The sequence below is a fragment of the Geosporobacter ferrireducens genome (assembly GCF_001750685.1).
Lineage (GTDB): Bacteria > Bacillota > Clostridia > Peptostreptococcales > Thermotaleaceae > Geosporobacter > Geosporobacter ferrireducens.
Window position 1 is genome coordinate 4,890,380 of sequence record NZ_CP017269.1, and the last position, 23,047, is coordinate 4,913,426.

Sequence of the window (23,047 nt, forward strand, 5' to 3'; positions counted from 1 at the left end):
ACTAAAGGCTTTATTGTCGTGCATTTTATCTAAACTTGCGAGTGGATAGTATTTTTGTAACTGTTGATAGCTTGTAGATAAGGTATATTTTAACTTTAATTGCCGATTTCATGTCATTGTGCGTTTGGGATATTTTTGTCTCATATGATGATTATGTAAAAATGGATTAAGGTTACGATATGGTTATGATGCTATCCTCTCCGGGTTACAAGGAGGGGTTTTTTTATGTTATTAATTGAATGCAGCAAGATTAAAAAATATTTCGGTGATCGGATGATCCTAGAGGTGGAAGACTTAAAAGTCTACTCTGAAGATAGAATTGGCATTGTGGGTGTGAATGGGGTAGGTAAAACGACTTTAATGAATATTTTAAGTAAAAGGACAGAACCAGATGAAGGTTGGATTGAGCTATATAGCAAATATGCATATATAACACAGCTGGAAGATTCAAAGAATAGAAAGATTAGCAGTGAGATGGCTTCTAAATTTGGGATTCCAAGTATTTGGAATGTTAATATGAGCGGCGGTGAGAAAACTAGATTTAAACTAGCGGAAAGCTTTGACGAGAACAGTCCTATAATATTTGCTGATGAGCCTACCAGCAATGTAGATATGGAAGGTATTGAGCTCATGGAAAAGATGTTTGATGATTATAAAGGGGCACTGCTTGTTATATCCCATGATAGAAATTTCTTAGATAAGCTGTGCAATAAGATTATGGAAATCGAGCAGGGTAAGATAAAAATATATAATGGAAACTACAGCGATTATCGTATGCAGAAGGCGAAAGAAAAGGAACGTGCATTATTTGAGTATGAGCAATATATAAAGGAAAAGAAACGGCTGGAAGCAGCGATGGAGGCGACAAGAGAAAAGGTAAAAACCATGAGAAAAACCCCTAAACGCATGGGGAATTCCGAGGCCAGACTGCACAAGATGGGAAACCAGAAGGCGAAGGCGAACCTCGATAGGGCAGTGAAAAGTATTGAATCCAGGGTTATGCATCTTGAGGTGAAAGAAAGACCTAAAGAACCGGAGGGTATAAAACTGGAAGTCACAGCTTCCAATAAGCTCTACAGCAAAATTATTATAGAAGGGGACAATATTCATAAAGCATTTGACCGGAAGATGATATTCCGAGATGCTTCTTTTAGTATTTATAATGGTTCCAAGGTCGCACTGATAGGACCTAATGGATGTGGAAAAAGTACGTTGGTCAAAATGATCATGGAGCTTGACGATCGGATAAAAATCGCTCGAGGTGCAAAAATTGGATATTTTACCCAGGATATGCGCATATTGAATGAAAACAAAAGCATTATAGAAAACGTTATGGAAAGCAGCATATATGCTGAAACCTTTGCAAGGATTTTATTGGCAAGACTTCTGTTTAAAAGAGAGGATATATTAAAAAAAGTCGGCATATTGAGCGGAGGAGAGCGGGTCAAGGTGTCTTTCGCTAAAATATTACTGCAGGACTTTAATCTTTTAATATTGGATGAGCCGACGAATTATATGGATATAGATGCACTTGAAGTTGTTGAGGAAGCCCTCAGGGAGTATGATAGAACTTTGTTGTTTGTTTCCCATGACAGGAGATTTGTAAGTGCCATTGCAGATCATATTATGACAATCGAAAATCAGCAAATAAAAATGTTTGAGGGGACCTACGAAGAATATTTGGAAAAAAGAAACAGGAGTGTGGATCAAGGCAGAGGGGATATTGAAAAACAGGTCTTCCTGCTGGAAAACCGCCTCTCTGAAGTCCTGGGTAAACTCTCCATGTCATCTAAGAAGGATGATCCTGCTGCACTGGATAAAGAGTATCATGAGATACTGGAGAGATTAAAGGATTTGAAGGCAAATCTTTAGGCGATAGGATTGTCTTGTTAAAAAGTAGGGGATTTGAAAGGATACTCCCCTACTTTTTTAACGGATAGCCGATATGTACCTTTAGAAAAAAAGATAAGGATATAGGTGTTGAAAGGAGGCTGGACCTAATGAATAAAATAAAAGGTTCTTAGCACTTCATAATAGTCCTTTGCTGTATATTTTACCGTTGTTGCATTGATTCTCTCAACACCTGGATAGTAGGATGCATGATAAGCCAAGTGATGCTGTTTAAAGCTTATTTCAATCTCAAAGCTTTCAGGCAGGGGAATCACGTATTTGCTCAAATCTTCTTTCAAAGCAGCAGTAACAGTCTCTCTTATTTTCCGGAGAGCTAGATTTGGATGAATAGATTTTGTAGCGTCCCCCATACCTTCAAATACAGGAACCGTTTTTATATTTGGGTTTAATTGTTTGGCTTCTTCACATACCGCTTCATCACCTGTAACACACACTAATGGAACTCCGTAATATGCTGCAGCATAGGCGTTTAAATGTAATTCGCTGGCTTCTATTCCATTAATTTTCACTGAATAGATAGTGGTGTTCATCGTATGCGCCAGTGGATTACCGCTTGAATGGGCACCAACATGAAATCCGGTAAATACACAGGCATCAAAGCCTTCGTCAATTCCGGCCATCATACTCAATGGATTTTTAGTCCAGTCACGAATCAATCTAACCTTTTCTGGAAGCTGAGTGAAGTCTATGTTTCTTGCGGAATCATGGGCATCTTTAACAGTGATTTTCTCAAAACCTGCATCCAGTGCACCTTCACAGGCAGCATTTACTTCTTTTGTCATTTGGTCGGCAAATGGATAATAATCGGATTTTGGTTTATCCGTCTCATCCCAATGGGCTATGCCCGTTGTTCCCTCAATGTCTGCACAAATAAATAATCTCATTTGAACTTCCCCCTTTTTGTTTATCTTAAAACCTAACGAAGCCAATCAGGATTTCCTGGTACGAAAGGTCTTTTTCCATACTTTTTCCTAAACTCGCCAAGTACGGCGGCAATTAGAGACTCATTACCCGCAAAGGTATCAATATTTTTTATAGTCTCCATATTTTGACTAAATGGACAGCTGGAAATGCACATGCCACAGTCGGTGCCCAAATATCTCCTAGAAAACATCGTATCTCTTTCGTCTACCTGTTTCATCAACAGACCTCCTAGAATAATTCAAGTATCTGTAATAAGTATACTATTAAAGTAATAGTGATACTATATTAGATAAATAATTTTGTGGCTATTTGGTATAAGAAAATGACCATCTGCCTTTAAGAATATTCAAAAAATTATTTTTAATGGGGGTGCTATAATCAATATGCAGAAACCTTTTAAAAAGGTAGGCACGCATCACGGAAGATTTCATGCGGACGAAGTAATGGCAACCGCGATTCTAAAGGAAATTTTTGAAATACAATTGATTAGAACACGAGATCAAGAAGTGCTCGACACGCTAGACATTGTCTATGATGTAGGCGGCGGAGAGTTTGACCATCATGGGATTGACAAAGTGTATAGGGAGGATGGGATCCCTTTCGCAGCCAGCGGATTGATATGGCGAAGATTCGGAAGAGATGTGATCCGGTTTATCTGTCCAATGCTGGACGAGGATGAAATTCAGTATAGCTTCAATCGCGTAGATAGCCTCTTAATCAAGGGGATTGATGCCCTTGATAACGGCGTTAGAATAAATAATAAAAGCATATCCGTAATGAATATCGCATCAATCATTTCAGGATTTAATCCTCCTTGGTATTCGGAAAAATCAGAGGAGAAAGCATTTGATGAGGCAGTAAATATTGCATCAATTATTTTAAAGAATACGATAGAACACAGTTTTTCAGTATTAAAGTCAAAAGAGATTATATCGAAAGCCTATAAGGACAGATATGCAGCGGAAATTTTAGCGTTGGATACCTATTGTGCATGGGAAGAAGCATTAGAACTTGTAGATAAAAAACAGGAGGTAGTCTTTGTTATTTATCCTGACAAAGAAAATTATGCCCTTCAAGCTGTTAGAGGAAAAGGTGGAAAAGAAAAAAAGCTTTTACCTGAATCTTGGGCAGGCAAGACAGAAAAAGAGCTTGCAGCAGTTACGGGGGTTAGGGGTGCAGTGTTTTGCCATACAGAAAGATTTATCGCAGTAGCCAAAACCCTAAAAGGTGTGACGAAAATGGCAGAACTGGCAATAAATCATTCTGAACAATGATAAATTGTATGGATTTAGGTTTAATTATATGAAGGTTGATAGAGATGGAATTAGATCAGCGAAAGCACGTAAAGAACTTCTTTTATGTGTTTTTTATAACAAATAAAGACAGAATACATAGTGGATAATGTATATTATCTACAATAAATACTAGGATAGCATTTTTTTTCCTGTAATATTGTCAATTAATGGACAATATGATATTCTATAAATGGTTAGATTATATCTCAACAAAAAATGGAGGGGGAAACATGAAAAAAACTTTATCAGTAGTTCTAGTACTTATGTTAACGTTTGCTTTATTAGCGGGTTGTTCTTCACCGAGTGCACCTGCAACTACGCCGGAGCCGGCACCTGCACCAGAAGCACCTTCAGATGATACTGGCATTGTAAAGATTGGATTAGGACATATCACAACAATTGATAAGTCTAAAGATCTTGGCGTAGACAAAGATGGCAAAGATGTTCTGCCGTTAGGACAGGTAGATACCATCATTGCTGCTGTAGCTTTCGATAAAGATGGAAAAGTAGTTAAAGTGACTATTGACAACGCACAGACGAAGGTAAACTTTGACAAAGACCTTCAAGTTACTTCGGATTTAAAAGCTGAGTACAAAACAAAGGTTGAGCTTGGCGATGCATACGGCATGATCAATGCTTCCAGCATTAAAAAAGAGTGGTACCAACAGATTGCTGAGCTTGAAAAATGGATGATCGGCAAGACTGTAGATGAAATCAAAGCAATGAAAACGGTAGAAAAGGACGCTTCACATCCGGCAGTACCAGATGTTCCTGAACTCACATCTCTTGTAACAGTAAGTGTTGAGGGCTATATTGCAGCTGTTGAAGAAGCATTCAAAACTGCTGTTGAGGTTCAACCGGGTGCTGTAAGCCTAGGTCTTGGACACAACATAGCAATTGACAAATCTAAAGGTTATAGTGCAAAAGATGGTCAAGAAGTTTTGCCGCTTGCACAGGTTGATACAGTAATGACAGCTACTGCATTCGATAAGGATGGAAAAGTAGTTGGTACTTTGATTGACAATGCACAAACGAAGGTAAACTTTGACAAAGAAGGTAAAGTAACGACTGATAGAAAAGGCGAGTTCAAAACAAAGGTTGAGCTTGGCGATGCATACGGCATGATCAATGCTTCCAGCATTAAAAAGGAGTGGTACCAACAGATTGCTGAATTAAGCAAGTGGATGGTAGGTAAATCTGTAGATGAGATCAAGGCCATGAAAACTGTAGAAAAGGATGCTTCACATCCGGCAGTACCAGATGTTCCTGAACTTACATCTCTTGTAACAGTAAGTGTTGAACACTACATTGAGGCAGTTGCTGAGGCTTTTGATAACGCAAAATAGGTAAAAATAAGCAGAATGTTTATGCGCTCCCCCACCAAAGGTGGGGGAGTTTTATATAAACAGAATTCTTGTATATGTATAGGTCTTTTGTTATGATAGATAAAGGTGATGAAAATGAGACAAAACACAACCAAGTTTTTGATAATCCTTCTGATGATGTTATTTTTATCTGGTTGCCAGACCGCGCAAAAAGATGAATATAGCAAATTTAATGAGAGTTTTTATGATACCTTCGATACGCTGACCCAAGTGGTGGGATATACTAAAAGTGAGCAGGAGTTTAAAACCTATGTTGAAAAAATCCGTGTTCGTTTTCAAGAACTCCATAGATACTATGACATCTATAATACCTATGAAGGCCTCAACAATGTAAAAACAATCAATGACAATGCAGGAGTCAAACCAGTTCACGTGGATCAGGAGATTATAGACCTTATTCTCTTTGCCAAAGAGTGGTATAAACGAACGGATGGCAAGACCAATATTGCTATGGGTGCCGTATTGGAAATATGGCATGAGTACCGGGAAGCGGGAATGGACGAGCCTCAAAATGCCAAACTGCCGCCTATGGAAGTGCTGCAGGATGCTGCAAATCACACAGACATAGACAAAATTATTGTGGATACGGAAAACAATACCGTATTTTTAGCAGATCAACGGATGCGGTTAAATGTTGGTGCGATTGCAAAGGGGTATGCAACAGAAATTGTAGCAAAGGAGATTGTGGCAGAGGGTTTTACCTCTGGGATCATTAGTGCCGGTGGCAATATACGGGTGCTTGGAAAACCCCTCGACGGTGTCCGCGAACGTTGGGGAATCGGTATACAAAACCCCGATAAATTAATTGTATCAGATGAAGAGAATATGCTGGATACTATATTTATCAATAATGCCTCCGTTGTAAGCAGTGGGGATTATCAGCGGTACTATATTGTAGATGGTAAAGCAGTGCACCATCTTATAGACCCTCAGACACTTATGCCGGGAGAATATTATCGTGCTGTAACGGTAGTAGCCGAGGACTCAGGTCTTGCGGATTTTTTTTCAACAGAAGTATTTTTACTGCCTTATGAACAGAGTAGAAAGCTTGTAGACAGTTTTGATGGCATTGAAGCTATATGGGTTATGCCTGATGGAACGGTAGAGGCAACAGATGGTATGGAGAAAATAATGAAAAGTCAAGGCGCTACAGGCGCAAGAGCAGAGTAAAAGAACGAAAGTGCATAGGAAGCGTAACAATAGTAGCGTCCCCCTCATATCATAATATTATAGCGTTAAGGGTGATTAAAGGTGATTAAGGGGGGAAATGGAATGGATCATTTATATTATAATCTAAATCAGACAAATCCATTAATCGTATACGCTGCTAGAGGCGATGTAAATGGAGATAAAATCCCTGATAATGTATATCTCACGGGGATAAGGACACCGGACAGTCCATTTATACAAAATATTACACTGGTGATTCAAGATGGTAGGACAGGGCAGTTTGCCCGTATTCCTTTATCATCTGATGCGGGATACAATCCGACACTATTTTTGGGAGATTTCACGGGTAACGGTGTACAGGATATAATGATCAGTATTGCCTCTGGAGGAAGCGGAGGAATGATGTATTATTATATCTATTCTTATATGATGAACAAGCCGCAACTGATATTTGATTACAATGTGTTTAACGAAACCTACCAGTATGATGTGATCTATAGAGATTATTACAAAGTAGAAGTAATAGACCGTACGAATCAGCAGAAATATATCATTGATATTTCTCAACGGGGTAGGGAATATTTGAGTGAAATCTATAATAGGAATGGCAGATTGAAGCAGCCTATAAGAGGATTTGTAAATCCCTTGAGTGGACTTTATCCAGTAGATTTTGATTCGAACGGTGTCTATGAGCTGCTTGCATATCAGAGAATTGCAGGCCGGTATAATGCAGATTCTCTGGGAAACGTTGAAACTACATTAAAATGGGATAAAAGACAGTTTACACAAATTCAACAGGTTGTATCTGTATTCGGTTCGCAAGCATGACAATAACCAGAAGCCCATGAAATCATAGGGGAGAACATCGACATAAATTTCGGTGTTCTTTTTTGCTTTTTAAAATCTTTTGGTGAAAATTCGCCTATAGCATGACAGAAAGCAAAACTGTTTGCAGCTATCTTGGATTGGGTCTTATTTTTATTCACAATAAATGGTATAATCATAATAAAAATTTGTTATATTCCCTGATATGGAGTGATAAGACGGTGAATGATAATGAGAAGATGAGAGATTCAATGGCAATAGGATTTGCTTATGGGATTACTGCATATACCCTATGGGTTTTTTCACCCCGTTAATTCAGTTTCTCAAATCCAGAGTATAAAATATAAACCAGTTCAAAGTGTTCAAAAGTAATTTTATATACAGCGAAAGAGGTGACTTGAATGTTTACACCTATAAAAAATAAAAAAGTTTATCAGCATGTGATCGAACAGATACAACAGATGGTCATGGATGGAACCTTAAAGAAGGGGGATCAATTGCCGGCAGAGAGAGAATTAGCAGAAACATTAGGCGTGAGTAGAACATCAGTAAGAGAAGCATTAAGAGCATTGGAAATTATTGGGACCATAGAAAGCAGACAGGGTGAAGGGAATTTTATTTCAACCAGTATGGAGCGAAGCCTTTTTGAACCTTTATCAGTGATGTTTAAACTCAATCACGGTAGTTCTCAAGATATTTTAGAGCTTAGAATTATTATTGAAACGGAAGCTGTCAAATTGGCAGCCCGGAGAATTGAAAAAGAAGATATGGTAATTTTAGAGCAATTGATACAAGCACTTGCAGATGCAAAGAATGAGAATGAAAGTGTGATCATTGATAAAGAGATACATTATAAAATCGCAGAAATTACAGGAAACTATCTTATTCTAAGCGTGTTAAATGCTATTTCTACGCTGATGGAATCTTTTATAAAAGAGGCAAGAGTCAGAATTATCAATTGGCAAAAGGAAAGGAATTTATTGCTGCAGCAGCATCAGGAAATCTGCGCTGCAATTATTGCAAAGGACCCAGAAAGAGCAGCAAAGGCAATGCATGGACATTTTCAGACAGTGATAGAAAGCATGGAGAATTTAGATCCTGAATTAGAATGAAGTTATAAGGAATCACTCAGTAGTATAATTTAATAAAGTGTGACGAAAAAGAGGCTGCCTAAAATGAAGCAGTCTCTTTTTCAATAATAGATGTGTTTGTTTATTTCTAAGATCTCATAGGGAATAGACTAGAATAATCTCGCCAGTTACTTTTTAAACTGAAGGATCAGTTCCAATAGACTAATTCCTAGGATACTTATAATAATGCTCCTGCGTCCTCTCATTGTACAACCTCCTGTGGTAACGAAAATAGCATAACAAAACATGTATATGATACCATCTGTTAATTTATTACAATAATATGATGATAATGTGTTTTAGTGAACAATTTTTCCGGGTTTTCTGAGAGGAGAAGATAGATTGATCCGTATAGAAAGATGTTCCTTCGTCTTGACGCTATAGAGTATCAAACTATATAATGAAATCAGTAGATGAAATCATTTGAAAGGGAGACTGAAAATGAAGGAGAATAATGAAGGTACAGTTCAATCTGTCGACCGTACGATAACCATATTAGAGGAATTGGCGAAATTCAAAAATGGTTGTGGCGTAACGACCCTGGCCAACATAGTAGGGCTTCACAAGAGTACTACCCATAGACTGCTTACCACTTTAATGCTTAGAGGATATGTAAAAAAAGACATTGGGACGGATAATTATAGATTAGGTACAAAACTGCTTCTATTAGCGGGTGCATTATTAGATACACTGGATTTAAGAACAATTGCCAGGCCTTATATACAAGAACTTGCGAATAAAACAAATGAGATTGTTCATTTGGCTATATTAGATGGTGAAGAGGCAGTTTATATAGATAAGGTTGAAAGTGGAAGGAATTATAGTATAAGAATGTATTCCCAAATAGGTAAAAGAGTACCACTTCACTGTACGGGAGTTGGAAAGGCATTATTATGCGACATGGACTTTAGACGAGTTAAAGAACTTGTAAAAGAGGAAGATATGACCAAGTACACTCCTAATACCATAGACAACTACAAGGATTTTGAAATAGAATTAAACAGAATAAGAGAACGAGGTTATGGATTTGATGAAATTGAGCACGAAGAAGGCATAAGGTGTGTGGCGGCACCCATTTATGATAGACACAGCAAAGTGATCGCGTCTATAAGTATCGCTGGACCGACCATTTATATAACAAAGGAACGGCTACCGGAACTTATTGAACAAATTACTAAAACGGCAAAGGATATCTCCTATCAGTTAGGTTATGTCAACTAAAGGTTGATTGTAATTTATAAAAATCGTATTGGAAGTTATAGTTTGTGATAAAATTAAAAAAAATTTAAATATTAAGAAGGATTTTAGAAAAAAAGGTAGAATAGTATTATTAGGCAAAACGTTTTCATAGATATACGATCATGCTTTTAAGAAATAATTTTTTATTTCTTTTTTAAACCGAAAATACGGGAACGGTGTTTCGCAATATGAAACAACATCTATATTTAAGGGAAATAGCAAAGCTATTTCTAATCTATTCTCGAAAAACGGGAACGACGTATCATAATGTGAAACGACTTGTCAGTTGATTGAAAAGGTATGGTAAATACCTTTGAAAGGAGAATGAAACAAATATGAAAGAAAAAGTTCTGCAAAGTATATTGGATAAAAAAATTGTCGCAATACTACGGGGCCTCGAGTATGAGGAAAATTTCAAGGTAATGGAATCCTTGCTGCATGGAGGTATTACTAATTTTGAAGTAACGCTAAATACAAAAGGAGCATTAAAAATTATTGAAGAGGCATCAAAAAGATATCAAAAGGATGGATTTATTGGTGCAGGAACAGTAAAAAATGCAGAGGATGCTTTAGCAGCGATCAATTCTGGAGCACAGTTTTTAATTACACCCAATCTTTCTAAGGGCAGTGTAGCTGTTGCTGTGGAAAAAAATGTATTGATCGCGCCTGGGGTTTTTACACCTACTGAAATTGTAAAAGCCTATGAACTAGGATGTGAAGTTGTTAAATTGTTTCCTGCTGTTTCTTTAGGAAGTGACTATATCAAGCAAGTAAAAGCTCCATTGGATAATATAAGGATAATGGCGGTTGGTGGCATAGGATTAAACAACATCCATGAGTTCTTTAAGGCGGGTGCAGACGCAGTTGGTTTAGGGTCTGCTTTAGTACCAACCAACCTGGTTAAAGAAGGAAGATATGATCTGTTAAAAGTACGTTTCAAAGAGTTTCTAGAGGCTATCGGCTAGGTTTTAAGACGAATAATGTCTTAAAATAAATTAAGTTACTAAGGTAACTAAACTTTAAAAAAATGGAGGTATAGAAATGAGTCCAGCAATTAAAAAAGTATTATCGGTAGTATTGGTACTTGCTCTAAGCTTTGCTTTAGGGGCATGTGGTGCTACAGAAAAAGCTAGCTTTCCGGAAAAGACAATACAGGTCATCGTTCCTTATGCAGCCGGTGGCGGGACCGATGTAGTTGCAAGAGCTGTTGCAGACGCTTCTAAGAATCATTTTCCACAGCCAGTAGTTGTTGTAAATAAGACTGGTGCCGGTGGAGCTGTTGGTATGGGTGAAGGGGCCAACGCCAAGGCTGATGGATATACTGTAACAATGATAACGGTAGAACTTACAACGCTTCCGCCTCAGGGTCTTGCACCATTTACCAATGCAGACTTTAAACCGATTATGCAGATCAATGCGGAGCCTGCTGCGATCACAGTAAAGGCAGATGCACCTTGGAACACCGTTGAAGAATTTTTAGCCTATTCAAAGGAAAACGAAGGGCAGGTTAAAGTAGGTAACTCAGGAGTTGGAGCGATATGGCATCTGGCGGCAGCTGCGATCGAAACAAAAACAGGGGCTAAATTCAATCATATACCCTATGAAGGTGCAGCACCTGCGATTGCAGCGCTTCTTGGCGGACATATTGATGCGGTAACAGTAAGTCCTGCTGAAGTTGCTTCACAGGTTAAAGGCGGCCAACTAAAAATTCTTGGTGTAGTAGCAGATGAAAGATCTAAGAACTTCCCGGATGTGCCAACGCTAAAGGAAAAGGGATATGATGTTGCAGTGGGTACTTGGAGAGGGTTAGCAGTTCCTAAAGATACGCCGGACGACATCGTGAAAATCTTAAGCGAAGGATTTACAAAAGCAGTTAATGAGGATGCATTTAAGTCATTTATGGAGACAAATGGGTTAACGATTGCTGTTCTTGATAGTGCCCAGTATACAGAGAAAATTGAAAATGATAATAAACTGTTTAAGGAACTAATCGATCAAATAAAGTAATGATTTTTAACAAGTATGATCCACTTAGTAATAAGCAGGAAACATCCCTGCTTATTACTACTTATTAATAAAAAATTGGAGGTGATAGCGTTGAAGAAGGGGAATTTAATTTCCGCTTGTTTGTTTATTATACTTGGTATATATGTCACTATGCTATCGAATAAATTTCCTAATCCAGGAGGAGACCAAGTTACTGGACCGGATTTTTTTCCAAAGGTATTGTCAGGAATTTTAATCGCTCTTAGTATACTGCTCTTTGTTTCTACTGTTTTAAACAAGGAAGATAGGCAAGTTGGGTTGCTAGAAAAAAGTGCAATAAAGGCTTATATAACGATGGCAGCTTTAATACTTTATTTGGTTGCTATCAATATAGTAGGCTTTGCTATTGCTACACCTGTATTCCTATTTGGTCTTATCCGGTTCTATGGAATGGAAAATTACGTTAAAATTGCAGCATCGTCTGTTCTTGCAACGGCTATTATCTATGGGGTATTTAAAGTGCTGCTGGCAGTACCATTACCAATGGGAATTTTATTTGGATAGGAGGTAAAACATGTTTTCTTTACTTGCACATGGCTTTATAACAGTTCTAAATTTTAAAGTGTTGTTAATGATTGTATGTGGCGTTGCTGCCGGTATTGCCATAGGTGCACTTCCCGGATTAACTGCAACCATGGGTGTAGCTCTCTTATTACCACTGACCTTTGGTATGGATCCTGTTTCAGGAATATTACTGCTGCTAGGAATTTATGCAGGTGCTATATATGGGGGATCCATCTCGGCGATATTGCTTAAAACCCCTGGAACACCGGCTGCAGCCGCTACAGCAATGGATGGATTTGAAATGGCGAAGAGAGGTGAAGCTGGAAGAGCACTAGGGATCTCCACGGTTTCTTCTTTCGGTGGAGGATTTATTAGTGTTATTCTGCTGATACTTATTTCTCCTCAACTTGCAAAGGTGGCTCTAAAATTTAGTGCGCCGGAGTATTTTGGCCTCGCTATGTTTGGACTTAGTATCATTGCAAGTATTTCTGGAAAATCGCTGTTAAAGGGTCTTATTGCCGGAGTTGTAGGCTTAATCGTGTCAACTATTGGTATTGACCTTGTTACCGGTTATCCAAGGTTTACTTTCGGTAATATTAACTTATTTAACGGACTATCTTTTATTCCCGTTATGATAGGCTTATTTGCATTATCCCAGGCATTTTCCAGCATTGAAAATATGCTTAAAAAAGTAGATATTAAACAGTCTGTAGAAAGGGTGCTTCCTACACTTAGTGATCTAAAGGCAATTTTGCCCTCTGTCTTACGATCTGGTATCATCGGAACTTTTATAGGGATCATCCCAGGAGCTGGAGGCGATATTGGAGCTTTTGTATCCTACAATGAAGCAAAAAGATTTTCTAAACATCCAGAAAAATTTGGTACAGGGATACCAGAAGCCATTGCAGCTCCAGAAGCAGGAAATAATGGGGTTACAGGAGGAGCTATGGTACCGCTGCTTACTTTGGGAATTCCGGGAGATGCTGTTGCAGCAATCATGCTAGGCGCCCTGATCATGCAAGGACTTCAGCCAGGACCTTTGTTATTCAGAGATCACGGGCCTTTAGTCTATACAATATTTGCAGGATTCTTAATGGCTAACGTATTTATGCTAATTTTAGGATTGGTAGGTATCCGGTTTTTTACGAAGATAATAGCGATACCTTCCTATATACTGACACCGGTAATATTTGTACTCTGTATTGTAGGTTCTTATGCGATCAACAATAATTTCTTCGATGTGAAGGTTATGTTCATAAGCGGGATTATTGGCTATTTAATGGAAAAGCTTGAATTCCCGGCTTCTCCGGTTGTGCTTGCTTTAATATTGGGTCCGATGGCTGAAAGAGAACTTCGGAAAGCACTTATCATGTCTGGAGGACAAATAAGTGTATTATTTACCAGACCTATTAGTGCGACACTTCTGATCATTGCTACTATAACACTATTTATGCCGATCATAAAAAACATAAGATCTAAAATTAAAGAAAAAAAGGATGAGAGTAAATGCTTGCAGTAACGGTAGATGTAGGAACAACAAACAGTCGTATAAGAGTTATAGAAGATGGAGAAATACTGTCTATGGTTAAATCTGAAGTAGGCATTAAAGATGTGGCTATAACAGGCAGTAAGGAAATATTGGAGTCGGCATTGTCAAAAATCATTTATCAAGGCCTTTTAAATGCTAAAAGAGAAATAGACGAGGTTGAATTTTTTGTTGCATCAGGTATGATTACGTCAAACTTAGGGTTAGTTGAGATACCCCACAGAATCAGCCCTGTATCCATGGATGACTTGACGAAGGGCATTGTTAAAAAGGAATTTGAATGGATAAAGAATATCCCCTTTTATTTTATTCCAGGTGTTAAGAATGGTGTAGAAGTGCCCTGTATGGATCGTTTGGATCAGATAGATGTGATGAGAGGAGAGGAAGTAGAGGCTTTTGGAATTATGGAATTATGCAAAATAGAAGGCCCTGCTCTAATGATACTCCCAGGATCACATACAAAGTTTGTATATATCGGCAAGAAAAATGAGATTGAAAAATGTTCAACAACAATGCTAGGTGAATTTTTGCATGCACTTTCAAAATCCACAATTCTTTCGAATTCTATTCCATCCAATTTGGTATCCAATGTAGATGAAGAATATGTTGTACGAGGCATAGACTTTGAAAGAAAAAATGGGGTTACAAAGGCAGCCTTTGCTGCTAGATTGATGGATATTTCTATGAACACTACACCGAATCAGAGGGCAAACTTTTTGGCTGGGGCATTGGTTTCTAACGACATAGGGCCTAAAATTATGTTGGATATTAACGAAGGTGGATATAAACAAATTATCATAGGAGGATCCTCTCCGTTAAAAGATATATTTAAGATTGTGTTGGAAAATAAGGGACTAAAAAACACTACGATAACATTGCTTACAGACGATATAACGGACAGGGCATCTTCTGTTGGATCGTTAAAAATCGTAGAGGGCATGCGAAAAGCTGAGTGTGTTTTAGTCTAAAATAGATGCTGAAGCTTATTTGTTGAGAGTTGTTAAACCGCTTGGCAATAAGATTATAATAAAAAATTTTGAGGAGGATAATTTTATGCAAAATAAAAAAGTTCTATTAATCACAGGTGCTACAAGAGGAATCGGTCTTACAACGGCTATCAGATTTGCGAAAGAGGGATATGTACTCGCTATAAACGGTATTGATGAGCATGCTGGAAAAGAGGCTATTGCTCAGCTTGAAAGCCAAGGTTATGAAGCAAGTTTTTTCTTGGCAGATGTTACAAAGGAAGAACAAGTAAATAAAATGGTAAAGGCAGTTGCAGAAAAATATGGCAGAATCGATGTACTTGTAAATAATGCAGGAGGACTTCTCGGGAGATACCCTGTAGAAGAAATGAATACAGCTTTTTGGAATAAAGTATTGGATTTAAATCTTCACAATCCATTTTATTGTACACGGGCAGTTACACCATACATGAAGAACACAGGAGGAAGTATTATCAACATTACTTCCATCGCAGCTTATAATGGCGGAGGTCCCGGGATTGCAGCATATGCAGTAGCAAAAGCAGGAATACTGGCATTTACAAGGTCTACAGCTAAGGAATTGATGCCGCTTAATATAAGAGTAAATGCAGTATCCCCAGGGGTGATTGATACAGAATTCCATAGTCAAACCAATAAAGAACTTATGGAAAGCTGGAAACAAGGAATACCAGCAAAGCGTTTTGGAACAGCGGAAGAAGTAGCTAACGTTATCTACTTTTTGACCTCTGAGCAAGCCTCTTATTTAGTTGGAGAAGTTATTCAAATTAATGGAGGTCAAGATTTTAGATAATTATATAGTAAAAGGACATTAGGATTTTATATAGAGGATTTTTTCTCGATTTTCTTCCCCACCCATGAGAAGAGCTGTCCTTGTCTAAATATTATTCAGGCAAGTGCAGCTTTTTCTCACATTAGCATAAGGTATGAGAAAAGTTGCATAGAACAAAATACTACGATAGGAGGTTTACAGAATGGAAGAAAGAAATATGACCCATCCGAAAGATGCACAGCAATACAATACGGATCGGATAAGAGAAGAATATTTGGTTGAAAATCTATTTGTGATAGATGAAATTAAGACTGTTTACAGCTATGGAGACCGAATGATCATCGGTGGTGCATACCCTAAAACTAGCTTAAATCTTACATTAATAGAAGTGTTGAAAAGTGAAATTTTTCTTGAAAGAAGAGAAATGGGCGTAATAAACATTGGAGGACCAGGCATCATTATTGCTGATGGTATTGAATATACAATGGATAACAAAGATGGACTTTATATTGGAATGGGAACGAAGGAGATTACTTTTGTCAGTGTAGACGCCGAAAATCTGTCTAAATTTTATTTTATAAGTACGACTGCTCACTGTGCTTATGAAACGAGCAAAATAAATCACAGTGATGTGGATGCAATGGAACTTGGAACACAGGAATCCTCAAATCAAAGAATCCTATATAAATATATACACCCTGACAGTATAAAAAGCTGCCAGCTTCTGATGGGTATGACCACCTTAAAACCTGGCAGTGTATGGAACAGTATACCACCGCATGCCCATAGCAATCGGAGTGAGGTTTACCTGTATTTTGACCTACCGGAGCAAGAGGTCGTATTTCATTTTATGGGAAAGCCAACACAGACAAGACATATCCTGGTCAAAAACGAGCAAGCTGTTATCTCACCATACTGGTCCATCCACAGCGGCGTTGGGACTAAAAACTACTCTTTTCTATGGGCAATGGCTGGAGAAAATCAACTGTTTAGTGATGCGAATTCAATTGAACTGAAAGACCTAAAATAGTAATTATTTGACAACAGAAAGAATAGGGGATATAATACTGAAATATTAGAAAAAGGACGGGGCAAAGGAAGGTAAAGAATTTATGGCTGATATTTTTGCAAGGATAATACCAATACTTTTACTTATTTCTATAGGTCAGTATTTTCAGTATAAAAACACATTTCAGCAAAGTACTATCGACGAGATAAAACATTTTATAACAAATGTTGCTCTCTCCGCAGTTCTTTTTATTGCATTTATAAACATGGAATTAAAGGCAGAATATTTCATGGTTTTTGTTATTGTTTTCATTCTATTAAACGTATTGTTTTTTAGCGGATTTATGGTAAGTAAAATAAAGGGAATGAATCATCCGCTCATTCCCTTTATCGTTACAGGAAACTCCTTTGGGTTATTGGGAATCCCCTTGTTTACAACGGTGTTTGGCGCAGAGAATGTGGGCAAACTATCTATTCTTGGCGTTGGGCATGAATTTTTTATATGGCTTGTATTTATTACAATTCTGCGGGTAAAATTTAGGGAAGAGAAAATATCATTTGTTGTGATGAAAGATATTATAAAATCACCCTTAATCATAAGTATCGCTCTAGGGATACTTTTTAACATTACGGGTCTTGGTACATTCATTCAAGAAAACCCCTTTTCAAAAGGTTTTTATATCACACTGCAATATTTATCGAGCTTGGCGACACCGCTCATTTTGATAATTATAGGATATGGGTTGAAATTTGATAAAAGATATATGAAAGAGAGTGTTTATTTTCTTTTCATACGGATGATACTAGGTTTTGTTATTGGATATGCTTTTAAAATGTTGATAATTGACCGGATTATGTCGCCGGACCCAATATTCAATTATGCATATTTTACTTTTTTGATCCTGCCACCACCGCTTTCTTTACCTATTTTTATGGGTACCTATAGTACAAAAGAACATGAAGAACTAGCAAATAATGTGGTTGTTGTAAGTACTGTATTTAGCATAGTTTTATATATTTTATTTGTTTTGACCCTTTAGCTTTTAATTCGTGAGAGGTAAGATATGCCCATTTAAATTAAATACGATGATAAAAAACTGTAATAAGTAAAATTGTTACAGTTTTTTTCTTTTATCGTATCTTTAAAATAATAGAAAGAAACTGTTTTAAATCCTTTATGAATAGGAAATATTAAGAGGGATATAAATTGCTTCATTGAATAGAAGGGATGGTGAAAAGCATGACAAAACCACAAACGATTAGTGTAACAAAACCGATCGTAGAAGATTTGCCGACAGAAAAATTCGACGAATTAGAAGCATTTATCGATAATATGGAAACCACAAAAGGAGCTTTAATTGAAATCCTACATAAGGCGCAGGAGATTTTTGGATATCTCCCTCGGGATGTTCAGCTTTATGTAGCAAGAAAACTAGGCATTCCAGGCGCAGAGGTTTATGGTGTTGTAAGTTTTTACTCCTATTTTACAACGAAACCGGGAGGAAAACATACGATGAGCGTTTGTATGGGAACAGCATGTTTTGTTAGGGGCGCAGATAAAGTTATTGAGAAGCTTAAAGAGAAGCTGGGGGTTGAATCCAATGAAATCACAAGGGATGGTCTTTTTACATTGAAAGATGTTCGATGTATCGGAGCCTGTGGCCTAGCACCGGTAGTGACAGTTGGAGATAAAGTATATGGACGTGTAAAGGAAGAGGATTTAGACGATATTATTAAAGCTTATCGTAGTTAGGAGGTATGAAGGTGAAGGTAAAATCTTTAGAGGAATTAAGGAAAATCAGGGAAGCCCATCAGGATAAGGTGAGTTTACGAGATTATGGAGAAGTAACAGGGGACAAAATAGAAATTTTGATTGGTATGGCAACCTGTGGAATTTCATCAGGCGCAAGAGAAACGCTAAATACCTTTGTAGAGGAACTAGCAAAAGAAAAGATAGATAATGTAAGAGTAGTGCCGGTAGGTTGTATCGGCTACTGTCATTCAGAACCTACAGTACAGGTGAATGCTCCAGGTCATAAACCGGTATTGTATGGAAAAGTAAAAGCAAATAAAGTACATGAGATTATTGAAAAGCATATAAAAGGTGGAACACCAGTAGAAAGTTTGGTATTACATATTGATTTTGAAAGGGCTTAATCAAACTAAAAAGTGTTGTGATTTGCAATAAAAAGGCTGCCTAATAAGTTCAATCTCAACCGGAAGCTTAATTTAGTAAAGGAGGTTAGTCATGGCAAGAGCACGTACAAATATTATGGTCTGTGGTGGTACAGGCTGTTTAGCTACTGAGAGCGACAAAGTTATGAAAAATCTGGAAGTAATTCTTAAAGCCCGGGGATATGCAGATGAAGTACAGGTCATTAGAACTGGATGCTTTGGATTCTGTGAACAAGGTCCTATCGTAAAAATTGAACCGGATGATGTGTTTTATGTAAAGGTTGGGCCAAAGGATGCTAAAGATATCGTCGATGAACATATCGTAAAAGGAAGAAAAGTTGATCGTTTATTATATGAGGAACCTGTAGAAAAGGAAAAAATAAAAAAACAAGAGGACATGCCTTTCTATAAGAAACAGGTACGTGTCGCACTAAGAAATTGTGGTTTAATCAATCCTGAAGATATTTATGAATATATCGCCCTTGGCGGATACGAGGCATTAGGCAAAGCGATCACAGAGATGACTAGGGATCAAGTGATAGAAGTGGTAAAACAATCAGGACTTAGAGGACGGGGTGGGGGTGGATTTCCTACAGGATTAAAGTGGGAGATTACTAAGAAAAATGAAAGCAATGTAAAGTTTATTATCTGCAATGCAGATGAAGGAGACCCGGGAGCCTTTATGGACCGGAGTATTCTAGAAGGAGATCCTCATAGCGTACTTGAAGCAATGGCGATTGGTGCATATGCCATTGGAGCAGATAAAGGCATTATTTATATACGTGCCGAATATCCACTTGCGATATCTAGGCTGAATACTGCATTGAAACAAGCAAGAGAGCTGGGGTTATTAGGAAAGAATATTTTTGGAACAGATTTTAGCTTTGACATTGATTTAAAGTATGGTGCCGGAGCATTCGTATGCGGAGAGGAAACTGCGCTGATCAATTCTTGTGAAGGGAAGCGTGGGGAACCGAATTATAAACCTCCTTATCCGGCTGAGGAAGGGTATTGGGGACACCCAACCTGTGTAAATAATGTAGAAACCTTTGCAAATATTCCTCCCATCATGATGAAAGGAGCAGAGTGGTTTGCTTCTATGGGAACAGAAAAAAGCAAGGGAACAAAGGTTTTTGCCTTAGCAGGAAAAATTAACAATGTAGGTTTGGTAGAGGTGCCTATGGGCATTAGTTTTCGGGAGATTATTTTTGATATTGGCGGAGGAATTCCAAAAGGAAAGAAATTTAAAGCAGTACAGACTGGGGGTCCTTCCGGCGGTGTGATTACTGAGGAAGGACTGGATACACCCATTGATTATGACAGTCTTCTGGAACGGGGCTCTATGATGGGCTCAGGAGGAATGATTGTTATGGACGAAGATGATAATATGGTAAACATTGCGAAATTCTATCTTGAATTTACTATGGATGAAGCCTGTGGACGTTGTGGTACAGGACGTATTGGAACGAAGAGGCTTTATGAAATGTTAAACAAAATAACCAGTGGAAAAGCAACCATGGCAGACATAGATGCTTTAAAACAGCTGGCTTATATGGTAAAAGACAGTTCTCTATGTGGACTATGCCAAACAGCACCGAATCCGATTATCAGCACAATGAAGCATTTCTGGGATGAGTATATGGCCTTTATAAAGGATGAGGACCATCCTCAAGGAGAAGGAAGATATACGCCTAAAAATAAGATCGGAATGAAATCTTAAGGAGGAGCGAGGTGAAAATATGACTGAAAATGAGAAACGACATAAGGATAAAAAAATGATTCATATTAAAATAAATGATCAGGATTTAACGGTTCCAGAGGGAATTTCTGTAGTGGAGGCGGCTCATGAAGCTGGTGTAAAAATCCCAACATTATGCCATTTAGATTTGCATGACATAAAAATGGTAAATCAAACTGCTTCTTGCAGAGTTTGTATGGTGGAATTGGTAGATGCAAGAGGAAACAGAAATAGGCTTGTACCTGCCTGTGTAACAAAAGCCCATGAAGGGATGGCTATACGAACCGATACCATTCGGGCCATAACTGCAAGAAGAATGGCGGTAGAATTGCTTTTATCCAACCATCCAAATGAGTGTTTTACCTGTCCCAGAAACCTAGAATGTGAACTGCAATCTTTAGCAGAGGAGTTGAATGTACGGGAAATTCGGTGGGAAGGAGAGCGGATGGATTATCCAAAAGATTTATCCAGTGATGCCATCGTTAAGGATTCGAATAAATGCATCTATTGCAGACGTTGTGAAACCATGTGCAATGAGGTTCAAACTTGCGGGATTCTCTCTGGAATAGGCCGTGGATTTGATGCGTTTGTAGGGCCTGCATTTAACATACCTATGGTGGAATCTTCATGTACCTATTGTGGACAATGTGTTCAAGTATGTCCTACAGCTGCCCTTACAGAAGCCTACCATGTAGATAAAGTTTGGGAAGCATTAAATGATCCTGACAAACATGTGATTGTGCAGACTGCACCCGCAATACGCGTAGCATTGGGCGAACTTTTTGGCATGGAGGCAGGAACCATTGTGACAGGGAAAATGGTAACAGCATTAAAACGTATGGGTTTTAATGCTGTATTTGATACGGATTTTGGCGCAGATTTAACGATCATGGAAGAGGCTTCAGAGTTAATTTACCGTATTCAGAACAATAAGACATTGCCTATTTTGACCAGCTGCTGCCCGGCATGGGTAAAATTTATTGAGCATCAGTTTCCAGAACTGCTAGACGTGCCATCAACCTGTAAATCTCCTCACATCATGTTTGGAACCATTGCAAAAACCTACTATGCTGAAAAAAATGGATTGGATCCTGATAATATCGTTGTGGTTTCGATTATGCCTTGCATTGCAAAAAAAGCAGAAGCCAAACGACCTGAACTTACAAAGGATGAGCACAACAACGTGGATATTGTAGTAACTACCCGTGAATTGGGTGCAATGATAAAAGAAGCAGGGATAGAATTTGAAAACCTTCCAGAAAGTGAATATGACAGACCATTAGGGGAAACAACTGGAGCATCTGTCATATTTGGAACAACTGGTGGTGTAATCGAGGCTGCAATTCGTACAGCTTATGAATGGATGACAGGAGAAGAACTCGAAAATGTTGAGTTTCAGCAATTGAGGGGAATGGATGGCTTTAAACGGGCAACCGTGAAGGTAGGCGACAAAGAATTAAAAATTGGAATTGCCAGTGGTTTAGGAAATGCTAGGGAACTTCTTGAAGAGATTCGAGAGGGAAAAGGCACGTATGACGCAATTGAAATTATGGCTTGTCCCGGAGGCTGTATTGCCGGAGGAGGGCAACCCTATCATCATGGAAACTATGAGATTGTAAAAAAACGGCAAGAGGCAATTTATCAGGAGGATAGAAATAAAAAGCTAAGGAAATCTCATGAAAATCCTGAGATATTAGAGCTATACAAAACATATCTGGGAGAACCCTTTGGAGAAACAGCCCATCGATTGCTGCATACTCACTTTGAAGAAAGAGAGCGAATTTAATCGCTTTATCTTCAATAGAAGATTAAATACAATAAAAGTTAATTTTTTCAAAAAACATGACAGACAGTTGTCATGTTTTTTATGTTACGATTAGGAAAAAACAGGGAGGTTAATAAAATGAGTTACAAATGTGAATTGGTAGAACAAAGTGCACAACCGGTTTTATCTGTTCGTACGAGAGCAGCGGTAGGAGATTTGCCAAAGATACTTGGAGAAAATTATGGCAAGATTTATCAGTATGTTACTGAAATAGGGGAATATCTAGCAGGGGCACCTTTTGTAGCCTACTATAACATGGATATGGAGGATCTAGATTTGGAAATTGGTTTTCCTGTTTCGAAAGAACTGGATGGAAGAGGAGAGATTCAAGCAGGAATGATTCCAGGGGGAAAGCAGGCAACTTGTCTTTATGTAGGTTCCTATCAACAAATGGAAGAACCTTATAATGCTTTAATACAGTGGATGGAAAGCAATGGACATACAGCTACAGGTGTCGCCTATGAATTCTACTTGAATGACCCGGCTGAAACACCGGAAGATGAACTCCAGACCCGGATTGCATTCCCATTAGTTGAATCAAGATAGTGTG

At 38.1% G+C, this 23,047-nt stretch carries 22 protein-coding genes; 20 read left to right on the forward strand and 2 right to left on the reverse strand.

What is annotated here, in order from left to right; translation table 11 throughout:
* The first annotated feature begins 225 nt into the window (after positions 1-225).
* Positions 226-1,872 (forward strand): ribosomal protection-like ABC-F family protein, encoded by a 1,647-nt coding sequence (gene abc-f, locus Gferi_RS22785; protein WP_069980427.1) that lies wholly within the window; start codon positions 226-228, stop codon positions 1,870-1,872.
* A 125-nt stretch (positions 1,873-1,997) separates the two neighbouring features.
* On the opposite strand, the gene Gferi_RS22790 is transcribed toward abc-f, so the two are convergent.
* Both Gferi_RS22790 and Gferi_RS22795 read right to left on the reverse strand, forming a co-directional pair.
* Positions 1,998-2,795: a M55 family metallopeptidase gene (locus Gferi_RS22790; RefSeq protein WP_069980428.1), complete on the reverse strand. Its 798-nt coding sequence runs from the start codon at positions 2,793-2,795 to the stop codon at positions 1,998-2,000.
* Positions 2,796-2,827: 32 nt separating this feature from the next.
* Positions 2,828-3,052, reverse strand: coding sequence for a hypothetical protein (locus Gferi_RS22795; protein WP_069980429.1), 225 nt, complete (start codon positions 3,050-3,052; stop codon positions 2,828-2,830).
* 166 nt (positions 3,053-3,218) lie between these two features.
* On the opposite strand from Gferi_RS22795, the gene Gferi_RS22800 reads away from it, so the two are divergent.
* From Gferi_RS22800 to Gferi_RS22895, 19 genes are all read left to right on the forward strand, one after another.
* Positions 3,219-4,109 carry an MYG1 family protein gene (locus Gferi_RS22800; protein ID WP_083273728.1) on the forward strand — a complete coding sequence of 297 codons (891 nt, stop codon included), beginning with the start codon at positions 3,219-3,221 and terminating at the stop codon, positions 4,107-4,109.
* Between the two features lie 251 nt (positions 4,110-4,360).
* On the forward strand, positions 4,361-5,476 hold the full coding sequence (locus Gferi_RS22805) for a hypothetical protein (RefSeq protein WP_069980431.1): 1,116 nt from the start codon (positions 4,361-4,363) through the stop codon (positions 5,474-5,476).
* Between the two features lie 114 nt (positions 5,477-5,590).
* Positions 5,591-6,685, forward strand: a complete 1,095-nt coding sequence (locus tag Gferi_RS22810; RefSeq protein WP_179948112.1) for an FAD:protein FMN transferase — start codon at positions 5,591-5,593, stop codon at positions 6,683-6,685.
* Positions 6,686-6,787: 102 nt separating this feature from the next.
* Positions 6,788-7,513 (forward strand): spore coat protein, encoded by a 726-nt coding sequence (locus Gferi_RS22815; protein ID WP_069980432.1) that lies wholly within the window; start codon positions 6,788-6,790, stop codon positions 7,511-7,513.
* Between the two features lie 398 nt (positions 7,514-7,911).
* Positions 7,912-8,622 (forward strand): FadR/GntR family transcriptional regulator, encoded by a 711-nt coding sequence (locus Gferi_RS22825; RefSeq protein WP_069980434.1) that lies wholly within the window; start codon positions 7,912-7,914, stop codon positions 8,620-8,622.
* Positions 8,623-9,081: 459 nt separating this feature from the next.
* Positions 9,082-9,861 carry an IclR family transcriptional regulator gene (locus tag Gferi_RS22830; protein WP_069980435.1) on the forward strand — a complete coding sequence of 260 codons (780 nt, stop codon included), beginning with the start codon at positions 9,082-9,084 and terminating at the stop codon, positions 9,859-9,861.
* Between the two features lie 353 nt (positions 9,862-10,214).
* Entirely contained in the window at positions 10,215-10,844 is a 630-nt protein-coding gene (locus Gferi_RS22835; protein WP_069980436.1) for a bifunctional 4-hydroxy-2-oxoglutarate aldolase/2-dehydro-3-deoxy-phosphogluconate aldolase, read from the forward strand.
* Positions 10,845-10,920: 76 nt separating this feature from the next.
* Positions 10,921-11,886, forward strand: a complete 966-nt coding sequence (locus Gferi_RS22840; RefSeq protein ID WP_069980437.1) for a tripartite tricarboxylate transporter substrate binding protein — start codon at positions 10,921-10,923, stop codon at positions 11,884-11,886.
* A 90-nt stretch (positions 11,887-11,976) separates the two neighbouring features.
* A complete protein-coding gene (locus tag Gferi_RS22845; protein WP_069980438.1) occupies positions 11,977-12,429 on the forward strand; it encodes a tripartite tricarboxylate transporter TctB family protein in 453 nt (150 codons plus the stop codon).
* A gap of 10 nt (positions 12,430-12,439) precedes the next feature.
* Complete coding sequence (locus tag Gferi_RS22850) at positions 12,440-13,948, forward strand: tripartite tricarboxylate transporter permease (protein WP_069980439.1); 1,509 nt, start codon at positions 12,440-12,442, stop codon at positions 13,946-13,948.
* Complete coding sequence (locus Gferi_RS22855) at positions 13,936-14,943, forward strand: 2-dehydro-3-deoxygalactonokinase (RefSeq protein ID WP_069980440.1); 1,008 nt, start codon at positions 13,936-13,938, stop codon at positions 14,941-14,943. The genes Gferi_RS22850 and Gferi_RS22855 overlap by 13 nt, the downstream gene beginning before the upstream one ends.
* A gap of 85 nt (positions 14,944-15,028) precedes the next feature.
* Entirely contained in the window at positions 15,029-15,772 is a 744-nt protein-coding gene (locus Gferi_RS22860; RefSeq protein ID WP_069980441.1) for an SDR family NAD(P)-dependent oxidoreductase, read from the forward strand.
* Positions 15,773-15,953: 181 nt separating this feature from the next.
* A complete protein-coding gene (gene kduI / locus Gferi_RS22865) occupies positions 15,954-16,781 on the forward strand; it encodes a 5-dehydro-4-deoxy-D-glucuronate isomerase (RefSeq protein WP_069980442.1) in 828 nt (275 codons plus the stop codon).
* Between the two features lie 82 nt (positions 16,782-16,863).
* Positions 16,864-17,799: an AEC family transporter gene (locus Gferi_RS22870; RefSeq protein WP_069980443.1), complete on the forward strand. Its 936-nt coding sequence runs from the start codon at positions 16,864-16,866 to the stop codon at positions 17,797-17,799.
* A gap of 200 nt (positions 17,800-17,999) precedes the next feature.
* Positions 18,000-18,512, forward strand: a complete 513-nt coding sequence (locus Gferi_RS22875; protein ID WP_069980444.1) for an NADH-quinone oxidoreductase subunit NuoE family protein — start codon at positions 18,000-18,002, stop codon at positions 18,510-18,512.
* Positions 18,513-18,523: 11 nt separating this feature from the next.
* Complete coding sequence (locus Gferi_RS22880) at positions 18,524-18,916, forward strand: (2Fe-2S) ferredoxin domain-containing protein (protein WP_083273730.1); 393 nt, start codon at positions 18,524-18,526, stop codon at positions 18,914-18,916.
* 91 nt (positions 18,917-19,007) lie between these two features.
* The gene (locus Gferi_RS22885; protein ID WP_069980446.1) at positions 19,008-20,654 is read left to right on the forward strand and encodes a NuoF family protein; all 1,647 of its coding nucleotides are present in this window, start codon (positions 19,008-19,010) and stop codon (positions 20,652-20,654) included.
* Positions 20,655-20,673: 19 nt separating this feature from the next.
* Positions 20,674-22,458, forward strand: a complete 1,785-nt coding sequence (locus Gferi_RS22890; protein ID WP_069980447.1) for an NADH-dependent [FeFe] hydrogenase, group A6 — start codon at positions 20,674-20,676, stop codon at positions 22,456-22,458.
* A gap of 117 nt (positions 22,459-22,575) precedes the next feature.
* Positions 22,576-23,043, forward strand: a complete 468-nt coding sequence (locus Gferi_RS22895; protein WP_069980448.1) for a GyrI-like domain-containing protein — start codon at positions 22,576-22,578, stop codon at positions 23,041-23,043.
* The last annotated feature ends 4 nt before the right edge of the window (positions 23,044-23,047 follow it).